This is a genomic window from Kitasatospora sp. NPDC058032 (genome assembly GCF_042885845.1).
In the GTDB taxonomy this organism is placed as follows: Bacteria; Actinomycetota; Actinomycetes; order Streptomycetales; family Streptomycetaceae; genus Kitasatospora.
On sequence record NZ_JBHVRK010000017.1, the window covers coordinates 1 to 12,672 of the forward strand.

The following is a 12,672-nucleotide window of genomic DNA, read 5'->3' on the forward strand; positions in this document are numbered from 1 at the left end:
CGCAGCACCGCCACCGGGTACCCGCACAACGGCCACCACACATTCGGCACCCGATTGCGCAGCACCGGCGACACCACCGCCAGCAGCAGCGCGACTGCTCCCAGCACACCCGCCGCCCACACCACCGGCGGCGCCGACGCCCCGGCCGCCACCACCGTTGCGTTCTCGATCGTGCTCACTTCCTCACCTCCGCGATTTGGTTGATCACATCGATGTCCACGACCACCGACCGGCTGATCTGATCCGCCCACGTCTGCCGGCGGTGATGCACCAGCGGACGCACGAACCCGAAGAACCCCGGCGCCACATCCACCACGTGCAGCAGGCTCCGCACGATCGAGCGGGCCGGACCCAGCGGACGCGCGGTGTCCTCATCCACCGTCACGATCCGCATCACGCGCTGCCCCAGCGACTGACCCGTCCGACCCCGCACCGCCCACTGCCACACCAGGAACACCAGCGGCAGCGCCCAGTACAGGAACCGGTACACCGGCTCCAGGTGCACACTCAGCAGCAGGGCGACGGCTTGCAGCAGCGCCAACGGCGGGCGCGCGTAGTACAGGAGAGCCGTGTACGTCGTCATGATCCCCCCGGCGATCGAGACCTCCAGAAGGAAGGCACACGCCCGGGTACTCCAGTCCGCCATCCCCGGCACGGCCGGCCGAGGTTCCTTCCTCGCCCGCCCCGGTCCGACGAGGGCCTTCCACCGTTCCTCGCTCACCGGCTCTCACCGTCGCCCGGGTCCGACCGGGGCAGGATCACCCCGTGCTTGGCCGCCAGCACGTACAGCTCGCCCTCAAGGTCCCGGGCCAGACGGGCCGCGTCCTCCGCCATCGGCGCGATGATCGCGAACAGGAAGCGGGCCCGCCCCCAGTCCATGTCCGGACGCATCTCCTCCGCGAAGGCCCCCAAGTCGTTCAACCGCTCCCGAAGGTCCAGCCAGGTGCGATCCGCCCTGCTCACTCCGATCCCCCAGCAACGGCACGGGGATCAGCCGACTGCCGGGCCGCACGCGCCGGGGCGGGGGCCGGGACCACCGAGTCCGCCCGGTAGGACAGGCCCGCGCGCCCGTTCATCTCCCACCAGAACGCCTCCAGGCCCTCCAGGCTCACCACCTGACCGACCATCACACCCGTGGGCTCGCCACTGACCGCCACCTCGATCAGCGCGGTCCGTCGACCCTCCGGCCGCACCGCCACCCCGACCGTCCACACCGGAACCCCATCGCGGTCCGCCTTGACCTCACCCGTCTCGGGAACGGTCTTAGCCTCCACGGAAACGCACAGAGCGACACCCAGACGCCCGGCGTCCAACGGGAGATTCTTCAAGGTCATGCCCTACTCACCCCTCCCGGACGACCCCCCAGATAGGTCAGTCGTCATGATGAATTGTGCGGGAGGTCGATGATGAGCCCCCTTGACGCCGGACGCAAGGGCAATCATCCTGACGACTGCTGAATTCAGGTCGCGGCACGCAGGCTGAGCAGCGGCGATGGCCGTTGGAAAACGAACGTGACGGACACGAACGACCCAACGGCAAAGGGGCAGAAGTGACAGTTGTGAAGGGACAGGCCCTCTACAAGCAGGTGGCACGCGAGATGCGCAAGGCCATCGCCAAGGGCCAGTGGCGACCGGGCGAGAAGATCCCGACCGAGGACAAGCTGACCGCCCTCTACGGAGTCTCCCGACCCACCGTCCGCCAAGCGGTCGCCGAGCTGCGGGCCGATGGACTGCTCGACGTCCAGCAGGGACGCGGCACATTCGTCCGGGGACCGCAGCCCGAGCAGAACGCGACGATCAACATCCAACGCACGGTCATCTGCGACGGCGACCAGTACCACTGCCCGGCCGGCTGGCAGGACGCCGAGAAGCCCACGGTCTATCGAGTGCGACTGGAACCCAGCGCGGCGGCAACCCTGGAGACCGACGAAGGGGAAGCCGCCTTCCTGGTTCAGCGCCTCTACACCCACGAGTCCAGCGGAGTCCGCGCCCGCTACTCAGGACTGCTGCCCATGGAACAGATCACCAGCACCGTGCTCGCCCAGCGCCCCGAGGTCTTCAACACCGACGCCTACGCCGCACTGGCCGCAGCACACGGACCCATCGAATGGCACGAGGCTGTCAGCGCACGCATGCCCAACCCCGACGAACGCGCCGCCCTCCACGTTCCCGAGAACACCCCACTTCTCGTCTCCCAGCGCGTCACCCGCACCCAGGCCGACGCTCGCCCCCTCATGCTCGAAACTCTCACCATGACCGCAGCCGCCACACAACTCACCATCACCCACCGCCCCGTCATCCAGTAGGTTCACCGCCCCGAACTGATCGCTGACGGAATACTCAGCGCTCCGGCATGGACTGTCTATGCGTTGTGTGGGTCTGGGTGTCGTCGAAAAGAAGCCCACCCGAGGCTCTGGGAGAGTTACTCCATCTACACCTCTCGAAGCTCAGCTTCCCCCGGTAGAAAGTTGTACTCTCCGCCAGCAAGCCGGCTAAGGAGGGGAAGAATTCAATGCTGGAGAGATTCCCAACCCTTACGCGTGATCCGCGATCACCATATCAGGCCTAGTTCGCTTCGAGTCGACCCTGATCGGGAACCGCGGATCACGGTTATGGTGGTGGGCGAGGTACGTCACCAACCATCCCAGCATTCGATGCCGATCTGTCTTCCTTCCTTAGTCAACTCGGATGCTCGATGATTCGACGTCATCGAAGTACTTGCTCTCGCCAGCGGAAAGCTTGACCGGGTCTCCATCCTGCCCCAGGTACGGATAGATCAGAACACTGTACTCACTGTTGTTCTGAACCCACGCTCCGTCTCCGGGAAAGAAGAAGTCGTCCGCCATCCCGGGCTCCGGATTCAGGTAGCATTCTCTGTCGTGGCCTCGGCGCCGGTAGACAGATCCGGGGGGAATCTGGAGTTCTTGGGAACCAGTGTTTGCCTTTCCGTCGCGGATTGCAATGGAAACCATAAGGATTCACCTTCATCCTGGGATAAGCGGCCGAGTAGGTTGGTGCGATCACCAGCCGGGAACCTTGAAATCGTCGAAGGCTCTACAAGCCACACCACGCTGTGGCCGGCGGAATCGCCGGCCACACAGGGCCCGGTCGACCGGGTCAGTCTTTGTCATTCGTGTGGTCGTAGTCCGGGTCATTACCAGCGCTGTTGGTAGCACCCGTTTGGGTCTCCTTCAGGGTGTCCGAGGCTCCAGCCATCACGAAGGGGGCCGCCGGCTGCGGGTCTACGAGGTAGCCGACAAGGTGGTCAAGCCGCTGCTGTGCGTCCTTGTCCGCAAACACGTCCGGAATACCCAGAACGGGCTCTTGATCACTCAGCAGGTAGCTGGCCATGACCTTCGGTGTTGTTTCCACTTTACTTCCCTCTCTGCGCATCGGATACCTACGCATTATTTGCGTTCCTGGCATTTTCCGTTGAGTCACTCCTCCGTTGCGTGATTCCGCCGTTGGCTGCGACGGTGAGGCCAACGCTGTTAGTATCGGGTGCCCGCCCAAATATTTGACAATATTTGACGAAAGCGACTCAGGAATTCCGTGTCATGACGTCAACAAAACCCTGCATGAGGCGCAGCTCCGGCACCCATTCCTGAATGAATACCCATTGGCCATTCGGGTTGACCTCCAAGAAGATGTGCTCACCCTCAGGGGTCACGATGAAGTCGAAAGCCCCGAAGTGCAGACCGAACTCCTCCAGCATGGCTAAGCACGCACTCTCAATGTAGTCAGGGAGTTGGCCAGTTGTTGCGTGGGGGCGGAAGTCCTGTCGCCGCCAGTCGTATCGAGTGAGATCGTTCTTCTGTGAGTCGATCTGACAGGTGAAGACCTGATCCTCAAAGACGGTGACCCGCAACTCGTGCTTCTTTTCCACAAGCTCCTGAAACATACAGGCACTCTGACGCACGCTATCGACCTGATCCATGTCCCCGCCAGTGAACGGCCGGACGAGCGGGATTCCGGGAAGGACTTCAGAGGGGGTGGAAACTTCTATGTCATCAGGGGGGAGAAGAACTCCCGTCATAGACTTGAAGACCATCTTCTCTGAGCATCTATCATAGAACCCGCGCACATCTTCGGGATTGTTGGTGATGATTGTGTTCGGAGCGGTGAGGCCGTGGGCTGTGGCTCTGGCCATCTGGAGCATCTTATTATCCGCCTTGCGGATGTTCTGTGGGTCGCTCATCCAATAGACATCAGGATTTCCGGCAAGCAGGCCCCACAGACCGTTTAGGGCATAGCTATTCTCTCGTCTGGAATAGAGAAATTCTATCCTGGATAGATCGTCTGGCGGTCTGGATGCGAGCGGCTTTCGCCACCACACAGCCTTGATTTTATCCAGGTCGATTAGCCCGTCCTCGGTGTGCAACACGTTGGACCACTTGCCCTGCTTGAACACCGCATCGAGCTGCGCGCGCTGCGGAATGTCATCGGGGTAGAAGAAGGCCGATTCCCTGCCGCTCCGGCGCAGGACTTCAGCCGCAACGTAGGCGGTCGCGTCCCACCGCGACGTGACAATCAGAATTTTTGCTCTACTCATGACATCACCCCTGGCTACTCACACCGACCAAAGGTCAAACCATCTCGAATTGACCACCCCGGACGAGTAGCCGCGACCAGCTGCCACGGCCATGGCGCTTCAGCTCCCGCAGGTTCGCTGACAGCACGGGCCTCCGAGGGGCAGTGTCCGTTCCATGGGCGGCCGCACTTGGGGAACGCTGTGGCCCTCGACCATGCGGGCACGTTGTTCAGGCCGTCCACCGCCATGGAACAACGCCCCATAGCGAGTTCTAGCCCGCCTGCCGTCCCAGGAGGCCAGGAGGGCGGTAGTTGGCTGTGTTCCTACTTCCAGTATCCGCTTCACGACGTACCGTCGCTACTGGAGGCGGATAGGCCCCAGGCCCCGGTCCGGGCAAGCCCGAAAGACTCCCGACAGCCCGGCCATCAACAAGGCCTACCGGAACATAACGTGCCGCTTCGGTCTGTGCAGGCGGGGCGTCTCGCGGAGAAGACCGACAGCCGAGCTGCCTGTCTGCGCGAGGGCTTACGCGGCGGAGCCGATACAACAAACGCGGCTACGCAGCCCCGGCACCATCATCGCAGCAGCCCTCTCGACCTGCTCACCCGGCACGTTCGTCCGGGGGTCGCAGCCCGAGCAGAACGCGACGATCAACATCCAACACACCGTCATCTGCAACGGCGACCAGTACCACTGCCCGGCCGGCTGGCAGGACGCCGAGGAGCCCACCGTCTACCGCGTCCGACTCGAACCCAGCGCAGCGGCAACCCTGGAGACCGACGAAGGAGAAGCCGCCTGCCTCTACACCCACGAGTCCAGCGGAGTCCGCGCCCGCTACTCAGGGCTCCTGCCCATGGAACAGATCACCAGCACCGTACTCGCCCAGCGCCCCGAGGTCTTCAACACCGACGCCTACGCCGCACTCGCCGCAGCACACGGACCCATCGAATGGCACGAGGCTGTCAGCGCCCGCATGCCCAACCCCGACGAACGCGCCGCCCTCCACATCCCCGAGAACACACCACTCCTCGTCTCCCAACGCGTCACCCGCACCCAGGTAGACGCCCGCCCCCTCATGCTCGAAACCCTCACCATGACCGCAGCAGCAACTCAACTCACCATCACTCACCGCCCCGTCACCGAACTGCTGAGTTAAGGACCTATCCGCCCAACGGCTTCCGCTCGTCCTGTTGACAGCGCACCTGCATAGGAATCCCGTCCGATCGGAATGATCGGGCGGGATGTTGTCAACTGACCTTAAGTGAGGTCGACGAAGCGCCTGCCATGCCTGACGGAATCGCCGGGCGTGAGGAGCTTGGTCCCATATCTCGTGGTCCTTCGATCCGTCGATCTTGGAGTCAGGCCGCCCCGCGTCCCGGTTCATCCGCTACGAACCTCCGCGAGCAGCAAGGGCGTCGAGGCTCTGCGGCTTCACCATGAACCCCGACATCCAGGGAACGTAAGAAGGTCGGGGTCCACGCATCCTTGCTGCATCCGTCACTCGAAGCACAGCCAGGGATCCCCATAGGTCCGACAGTCCAGTCGCTCACATCACGCAGCTGGGAAACCCGGCGCCCTCAGTGGAGCCCGTTAGAGTGAAATTAGGCAACTCGATCACCCATGCTGGTGAATCCCGCCAAGTGTGCTGCAGCAAGCAGGGTAGAGTCTCTGTACCCGAACCTAGCTGCATGAAAGTTCCGCATGAAGCTACAGGCGAAGATCATACTCACCGCAGCGCCAAACGCGACATCCACGCCCTGTCGCCCGTAGGTAGATCGGGCCCCGAATTCAGCACTGCCGGAGGATATCCATCCCACCTGGAGCCAGATGAGCGCCTACAGCTACTTCACTTCGGAATGCGGAACCAACTCCTGGGCAAGATCGAATGATGGATTCAAAGTCAATACGACCATGATGATCAACGACAGCACAGACTTCAAGGACTGCGTCACAATCGAGGGTGGCGGTCACGTCTATGGGGTAAATTTGAACAAGTCCCCGAATCCCCTTTATGGATATCGGATCAGCGTGGACGCCTGCGGCCCGACTGGAATGACATCGACCATGTACCTGTCATTTCAGGATCGCAATGGAGAAATTTACCACCTCTCCATTTATAAAAGTGCAAGGATTATCCACTCCTTGGACTATAGTAGCAGCAATCCGGAAATCATTGAATTCAGGTGGAGTAATATGCCATTAACCTGAACTTTCTAGAACTGTCGACTGCCTTTTGTTGCGATTATCGCCGCGCAGACCCGCCCCTTGCGAGGGTCGAATGGACAACTCGGGACCCATTCGAGGAAAGACCAGAGCCTAGGGACCCTGTCCCGACACAAGAACGGAGAAAAGAAGTGACCGGATATGGATTCAACCTCAAGATCGAGAAGGACCTCAAGGAGCTTGCCGGCCTCAGCCTGGCGATCTTCAAGACCGTGTCCACAGACGGTGCCGCAGCCGTGAGCTCGGCTGGCCCGACCTTGTGGGTTGCAGACCCACACTTCACGAACAGCTCGAACACGTACCGCTGGGAGACCAAGTATCAGGGATACTTCGCAAACCAGGAATTCAAGGACGGCTTGACCGTCGAACATTCGGACGCGAAGGATGCCGACCTCGGGACCATGTTCGACATTCAACCCCTGGAGGGCGACCCCACGAAGGCCACGCTGGAAAAGGAGAAGGAGAAGGATCCGGCTGGCTACATCGACTTCTACAACACCACCGCAGACAAGCATCTGGTAGGCCTGAGTCAGGCCTACACAACCTCGTCTGGCACCTCCTTCAGCAAGCTCTGCGCCTTCTCTGAAGGAGCAGGACTTCACCGCCGAATCAAGCCGCTCGAAAAGATCGTTATTCTTTTCGAAGACTCCGCCACGAAGGTTGGTACGATCCTCACCCAGGCTTCCTCTGACGCATTCTCCGTCGACGCAGGACCTGCAGATAGCCCCATCGAGATCACGTACACGCAAGCGGGAAAGTGGACCGCGAAAGACGCGAAGGGGAATCCCGTGGGAACGACCATTCTGCCTAATCAGTTCTGGAGTTCCCTCATCGTCAAAGCCTGAGGCAAGTCCGATACCGCTGTGGAGCCTCACTTCGCGCACTATTTCCCGGTCGAAACAGGGCGGTAAATAGGGCATGGTCCGCAGGTACCTTGCAGGCGGTCGTCGGCATTGACGCAGGGCCCTACCTGGCCACTGGCCAGTAGGGCCCTTTATTTGATGTGGCGTGAAACTTGCCGGTCACCCTGGCCGCGGGAGCCACGCCACCGCCAAGGGTCATTCGAGCGTGGTAGCGCACTGGCGGCCGAAAAGGCCTGTCAGTCAATACTGTGCAAAGGGGCCCACGGAACTCGTGACGGCAAGACACGGTCGACGCCGTCGAAGAATTTCTTCACTCACTCAAGAGGCGGCGCACAGCGCCGCCGGTCGCCCATGGCGCCCCGGCCGGGCATGCGGCCTGACGGCCGGTCCCGGCCGGGCGCCGGGCTCCCGACGGCCACACGCAGCCCGGCATGGTGATCAGCTACCAGCCGACGCCTCAGGGTTGGGATCCGCGTCATCGACGGCACCGTCCCGGGTCGCCATGCGGTCGAGCGTGGCTCCGAGCTTTCGCGCGCCCGAGAGCGTTCCCCTCAGGAATACCACGCCGTGGCCGTCGTCCGACCAGCCGGCTTGGGCCTTGACCTGATCATCGCCCTGCAGCCCCAGCGCCGCGAGCACCGAGTTCAGATGGACCGCTGCGGCCCTGGCTTCCAACCAGGCGGCCTCATAGTCCACCCCTTCGACCGTCGGCCCGCCCCCGAGGAAGACATCCCCGCTCTCGTCGCCGCCGTCACGCCAGTTCGACATGCCTGCCGCTCCCCGTATACCCGTCCCGAGCACCCCCGCGCCGATGGGCATCGGCTGTCCAAAAATCGATACCACACCCCACCGACAGCAACACGGCCATTCGGTGAACACGCAAGTGGCAGCCCCGGGGTACACGTCTCCCAGGGCTGCCCAACGGCCTATCGGGCCGTCCAAGTTACTCGCAGTCGTTGAACACCGCCAGCATTTCAGTCACGATCGGCCCGACCGCCCAGCAGTCCAGCGCGCGGAACCTGCGGACCCCATCCGACCACGGCCGGGGGTCGTTCTTCGCCCGGGGCTCGTGGCTGACCGGGTAGTGGTGCGGTCCCATCAGCGTCCACCCGTCCTGCCGGCACCGAAGCAGCCCCTGGGTGTTCCCTCGCCGCGTACCGTCGGGCAAGGGCTTGACGAACGCCTTGGTCATCACTCCACCCCCCGGTAGAGGTGGGCACCTGGGTAGGTGTACGTGGTGTCAGGCAGTCCTTCCGAGGGCGCTCGCAGTGCCTCCCGTCGGTGGAACTGACGCTCCATCTCGGCGAGGTCACCGGCCCACGTATCCCGCGCGGCGCCAGCCGGCGAAGGCTCGTTGGCGCGCGGCGCGCAGCAGCCCGGGTTCACGGCCGGCGGCGGAGTTGGCCGCCGAGACCCCGTCGTCCTTCGCCGCTTCCCCTTACCCGGCGCGAGGACCGCGCGCACGAAGGCGAGCAGCAAGATAATCTGACGCACGTCGATCAGCTCCCTAAAAGCTGTGTCGGCTGCCCCGGTGGACCGCTGCAACGGCCCCGGGGCGTTTCTCTTTCGACGATAGGCCTAACGTCAAGGCATGTATAGGCTTGTAAAGGTACGTCAATGGACATGGCTGGATGTGTGCGCTAGTCATTGGGGCGCTAGCGTTCCACCATGGACTACGACCCCGACGCCCAGATCATCCGCGACGCCCCGGAGCCGCCGTTCGAGCAGCTTGCGGGCATCCTGCGGGCTCGAATCGCCCGGGGCGACTGGCAACCACGACGGCCCATCCCTTCAGAGCCCCGGCTCGGGGACGAGTACAAGCTCTCCCGGCCGACGATCCGCCGAGCCATCGCGGTCCTGGTGGCTGAAGGCCTGTTGTTCGTCGTTCCACAACGGGGAACGTACGTGGCCAACCGCGACACGGAACCCGATGGGAGCAAGTAATCCCCGCCTAACTGGAGTTCACCAATTGGGCGGGGTGGTAGGTCGCCGGGTGGGCGTGGCTCGACCCAGTCACGCCCACCCGGCGATTCAGTGGCTGGCTGCTAGTTGATGACGGCCGACCACTGTCCCCTGGACAGATGGATCACCCCGTTCGGGGCGACTCGCGCGGTGCAGCCGTACAACGGCAGGCCACCTTCGACCATGACGCGGGTGCGGACCTGTTCGAGCGTCGTCCACAACCGCTGAGGGCCGGCCTGGTGGACGGTGGGCGGCTCGTAGCGGACCGCAGAGGCCCGAGCCCAGGAGCCATCCGGATGAACCAGATAGGCGGTTCGCCTGCCGGCCCGTTCCTCGAAGTCGTACTCGATGCCCGGGAGCGTGACGGACAGAAAGGACCAGATCTCCCAGGCGTTCCGTACGTCCGCCACGGGGTACCGGCCGGTTGAGACCTCGTCTCCCTCTGCCTCACGGGCCAGGGTGAACAAGTCGACGGGACCCGGCGGGTAGTCGGCGCCGTGCCGTGTCCCCATGAAGCCGGCCCAGTCCCGTTCGATGTGCCCGGCCGCTCCGCCGTCAGGAGTCCGCCACGCGGTGAGGATCAGCGCGGTGTCCCGGATGGTGGTGACCAACCGTCCCCCCGGCCGCAACGCGGCGAGCCATGACGCGGGGATCGGTCGGACCCCGACGGTGGAGACGATCCGGTCGTAGGTGCCGGGAAGCGGCCCCGTGGCGTCCACGGTCGCAAGCGCCGGCCGGAGCCCCAGCGCGGCGAGCCGGGCATGGGCCGCCTCAACGAGGTACGGGTCCACGTCCACGCTCGTCACGTGCAGGTCGCCGACCCTGTGGGCGAGGTAGGCGGTCAGCCCACCGGCTCCGGTGCCGACATCCAGTACATCGTGCCCACTGCGGATCCGAGCATGCCGAAGCATCTTCACCACCAGGGCCGCCAGCGTCGCCGAGGACGTTGCCAGGCCGGTCGGCTGGTCGTCCCGCTGCGCGTGGTCCGCGTGCAATCCGCCGACGCTGGTCACCGCCGACTCGTTGCCGTAAGCGACCTCCGCCCAGCGCTTCAGGTCGTCCTCACCGACGCGCAGCGTCCAGCCTCCCTCGGGGGTGGGTTCCCACCACTTGGGGATCAGAGCGTGCCGCGGAACGCTTTCGACCGGTCGACGCCATCGCGAGTCCGGGTCCGTGATACGTGCCGCCAGCTCTGCGGCAAGGTGTTGCCAGTCCATGCGTGCCCCTCCTACAGCCCGAAGGCAGGATTGCACGGAGCCTCCGTGGGCGCGCAGTCGTTCGAGTCGTTCGGCGGGCAACTACGCAGAGCGGCGGGGGCGAACTCGTACTTCGGGTTGCACGCCGGGGTCTTGGCGGGGTTGCAGTCGTTCGAGTCCGACGGCGGGCACATCCCCACCACGCCCAGACCGTCCGAGTGATCCCCGGGGGCGCGGGCCGGGATGCTGTCCACGGCAGCCGCCCACTCGGAGCTGACCAGGATCTCCCTGAGCGACGTCTCGCGGACGTTGAACGGTCGGATCCACCGGCCCAGCACGCACGGGCTGACGGCCCCGTCCGGCATGATGGCGAGCCGGCCCCGCCCGCAGTTGCCGCACAGCGTGCCGACGTCCGGCGTCACCTTCGCCGCACGACCGACGCCTCGGGCGTAGTCGAGCGTGACTTGTCCGACGCCGAGCGCGCGCAGTTCCTCCACCGCGAGCTGTTCGAGCTGTCCGTCATGGACGCCCACGATGCCGGCCCGAATCCGGATTCCCCGCCGAACCGCCTCGACGATGTTGGCGCGGGTGCGTTCCTGGCTTCCCTTGACGGTGGTCACCTTGTCGTGCTCACCGGAGTTCGGCGAGTAGTAGGAGGTGGCGAGGCTGACGCCGTCGCGCTCGAACACGGACCAGCCCTTCGCGGTCACGTGGTAGAGGTTCGAGAACACCTCGACGAGCCGCCCCCGGCTCAGCGCGTGGTCGACCAGGTCCGCCCAGCCCGGGTACGTGGTCGGCTCGCCGCCGATCAGCTGCACCGTCCGGATGTCGAGATCGGCGGCCTGGTCGATCACGTCGTACCAGTCGGACACGCTCATCACACCGTGGGTGCCGGTCGGGCCCGAGTCGGCGAAGCAGTGGCTGCATGCCAGTTGGCACTTACCGGTGATCTCCAACTCGATCATGCTCGGCACCTTCGGAATGGCATCCGTCGGCGGTTCGAGTACAGCGGTCACATCCGTTCCTCTCGTTGTTGACGCAGGAAGTTCCACCTCGGACGAGTGTTGATGCCAGTGCGAGGCAGAGGTTCAAGAAGCGGCTTGCGGAACGCCGTCCCGTCAAGCCGCGAGGTCCGCATGGTCACTTGTGGGGTTAGGGAAGTGAGCCCACCCCCCTCGGCACGGACGGAGATCACGAGTTCGAGGAGGGTGGGCCCGGCCGTGTACACCCCCAGTGCACACGGGTCTTGGGGGTCAGCCGGCCGCGCAGTCCGCCGGCTCGCCGTTGTACAGCAGCGGGAGCCGGAAGCCGTTGGCGGCAGCCGCGAGCGCAGCGCGGATGCGGTACTCCATGAACGGTGCCACGTAGTCCGACAGCTTGTTCGGCGGGACCCAGGCCAGTTCCTCGATCTCGTCGGTCGCGCGCAGCGGCACGGACAGAGCGTGTGCCTCCGCGTCGGTCATCAGCCCACCGTCGCAGACGATGTTCAGGCCCTCGGACTGCCGCGTGTCCGGGTTGGCGGGAACCTGGTCGATCGCCAAGGCGTGAGTGATCCTTCGACGCAAGCCGAGTTCTTCGGCCACCTCGCGGGTGGCGGCATATCCGATCGGTTCGCCGGGGTGCGCTCCACCACCCGGGAGCAGCCAGTCCGGCCGGTAGGTGGGCTTCACCAACAGCACTTCGTCGTGTCGGGTGCGGATGAGAACCAGGGCGCCCGCCCGTCGGCGAGGTTCGATCCTCACGAAGGGCTTACTCGTCATGTCGGCCACTTGGGCTCCAGGGGGTTCGACTCGGGTTTGAGGCCCCTCCCACACCCCCGTGCGGGAGGGGCCGGCGTTGGGAGCCTCGCCCACGGTGCATGGGGGAGGTGCAACCGTGAGCGAGGCCGTGCGCCACGA

General features: G+C 64.3%; 15 protein-coding genes. 5 read left to right on the forward strand and 10 right to left on the reverse strand.

Features of this window, described 5'->3' with window-relative positions; genetic code table 11:
- Positions 1-175: 175 nt before the first annotated feature.
- The 3 genes from ACFVUH_RS25125 to ACFVUH_RS25135 are packed head-to-tail and all read right to left on the reverse strand — an operon-like array spanning position 176 to position 1,313.
- Positions 176-721, reverse strand: coding sequence for an RDD family protein (locus ACFVUH_RS25125; protein WP_387915449.1), 546 nt, complete (start codon positions 719-721; stop codon positions 176-178).
- Complete coding sequence (locus ACFVUH_RS25130) at positions 718-963, reverse strand: hypothetical protein (protein ID WP_387915450.1); 246 nt, start codon at positions 961-963, stop codon at positions 718-720. The genes ACFVUH_RS25125 and ACFVUH_RS25130 overlap by 4 nt, the downstream gene beginning before the upstream one ends.
- Positions 960-1,313, reverse strand: coding sequence for a hypothetical protein (locus ACFVUH_RS25135; protein ID WP_387915451.1), 354 nt, complete (start codon positions 1,311-1,313; stop codon positions 960-962). Before ACFVUH_RS25135 ends, ACFVUH_RS25130 begins: the two co-directional genes overlap by 4 nt.
- A gap of 236 nt (positions 1,314-1,549) precedes the next feature.
- Here ACFVUH_RS25135 and ACFVUH_RS25140 point away from each other — a divergent pair, with 236 nt between their 5' ends.
- Positions 1,550-2,305 carry a GntR family transcriptional regulator gene (locus ACFVUH_RS25140; protein ID WP_387915452.1) on the forward strand — a complete coding sequence of 252 codons (756 nt, stop codon included), beginning with the start codon at positions 1,550-1,552 and terminating at the stop codon, positions 2,303-2,305.
- A gap of 811 nt (positions 2,306-3,116) precedes the next feature.
- Here the strand turns inward: ACFVUH_RS25140 and ACFVUH_RS25145 are convergent.
- Both ACFVUH_RS25145 and ACFVUH_RS25150 read right to left on the reverse strand, forming a co-directional pair.
- On the reverse strand, positions 3,117-3,350 hold the full coding sequence (locus ACFVUH_RS25145) for a hypothetical protein (protein WP_387915453.1): 234 nt from the start codon (positions 3,348-3,350) through the stop codon (positions 3,117-3,119).
- 190 nt (positions 3,351-3,540) lie between these two features.
- A complete protein-coding gene (locus ACFVUH_RS25150; protein WP_387915454.1) occupies positions 3,541-4,551 on the reverse strand; it encodes an MvdC/MvdD family ATP grasp protein in 1,011 nt (336 codons plus the stop codon).
- Positions 4,552-5,383: 832 nt separating this feature from the next.
- Here ACFVUH_RS25150 and ACFVUH_RS25155 point away from each other — a divergent pair.
- The 3 genes from ACFVUH_RS25155 to ACFVUH_RS25165 all read left to right on the forward strand — a co-directional run bounded on the left by ACFVUH_RS25155 (position 5,384) and on the right by ACFVUH_RS25165 (position 7,598).
- On the forward strand, positions 5,384-5,686 hold the full coding sequence (locus tag ACFVUH_RS25155; RefSeq protein ID WP_387915455.1) for a UTRA domain-containing protein: 303 nt from the start codon (positions 5,384-5,386) through the stop codon (positions 5,684-5,686).
- Between the two features lie 671 nt (positions 5,687-6,357).
- Positions 6,358-6,738, forward strand: a complete 381-nt coding sequence (locus ACFVUH_RS25160) for a hypothetical protein (protein WP_387915456.1) — start codon at positions 6,358-6,360, stop codon at positions 6,736-6,738.
- Positions 6,739-6,884: 146 nt separating this feature from the next.
- Positions 6,885-7,598, forward strand: a complete 714-nt coding sequence (locus ACFVUH_RS25165) for a hypothetical protein (protein WP_387915457.1) — start codon at positions 6,885-6,887, stop codon at positions 7,596-7,598.
- 456 nt (positions 7,599-8,054) lie between these two features.
- Here ACFVUH_RS25165 and ACFVUH_RS25170 read toward each other — a convergent pair whose 3' ends face one another.
- Both ACFVUH_RS25170 and ACFVUH_RS25175 read right to left on the reverse strand, forming a co-directional pair.
- Complete coding sequence (locus tag ACFVUH_RS25170) at positions 8,055-8,384, reverse strand: hypothetical protein (RefSeq protein WP_387915458.1); 330 nt, start codon at positions 8,382-8,384, stop codon at positions 8,055-8,057.
- A 175-nt stretch (positions 8,385-8,559) separates the two neighbouring features.
- Entirely contained in the window at positions 8,560-8,808 is a 249-nt protein-coding gene (locus tag ACFVUH_RS25175; protein ID WP_387915459.1) for a hypothetical protein, read from the reverse strand.
- Positions 8,809-9,284: 476 nt separating this feature from the next.
- Between ACFVUH_RS25175 and ACFVUH_RS25180 the strand changes: the two genes are divergently transcribed.
- Positions 9,285-9,560 (forward strand): GntR family transcriptional regulator, encoded by a 276-nt coding sequence (locus ACFVUH_RS25180; protein ID WP_387915460.1) that lies wholly within the window; start codon positions 9,285-9,287, stop codon positions 9,558-9,560.
- Between the two features lie 101 nt (positions 9,561-9,661).
- Here the strand turns inward: ACFVUH_RS25180 and ACFVUH_RS25185 are convergent, their stop codons facing one another.
- The 3 genes from ACFVUH_RS25185 to ACFVUH_RS25195 all read right to left on the reverse strand — a co-directional run bounded on the left by ACFVUH_RS25185 (position 9,662) and on the right by ACFVUH_RS25195 (position 12,534).
- Positions 9,662-10,795: a methyltransferase domain-containing protein gene (locus ACFVUH_RS25185; protein ID WP_387915461.1), complete on the reverse strand. Its 1,134-nt coding sequence runs from the start codon at positions 10,793-10,795 to the stop codon at positions 9,662-9,664.
- Positions 10,796-10,806: 11 nt separating this feature from the next.
- Positions 10,807-11,790 (reverse strand): radical SAM protein, encoded by a 984-nt coding sequence (locus ACFVUH_RS25190; protein WP_387915462.1) that lies wholly within the window; start codon positions 11,788-11,790, stop codon positions 10,807-10,809.
- Positions 11,791-12,027: 237 nt separating this feature from the next.
- The gene (locus tag ACFVUH_RS25195) at positions 12,028-12,534 is read right to left on the reverse strand and encodes an NUDIX domain-containing protein (protein ID WP_387915573.1); all 507 of its coding nucleotides are present in this window, start codon (positions 12,532-12,534) and stop codon (positions 12,028-12,030) included.
- Positions 12,535-12,672: the final 138 nt, after the last annotated feature.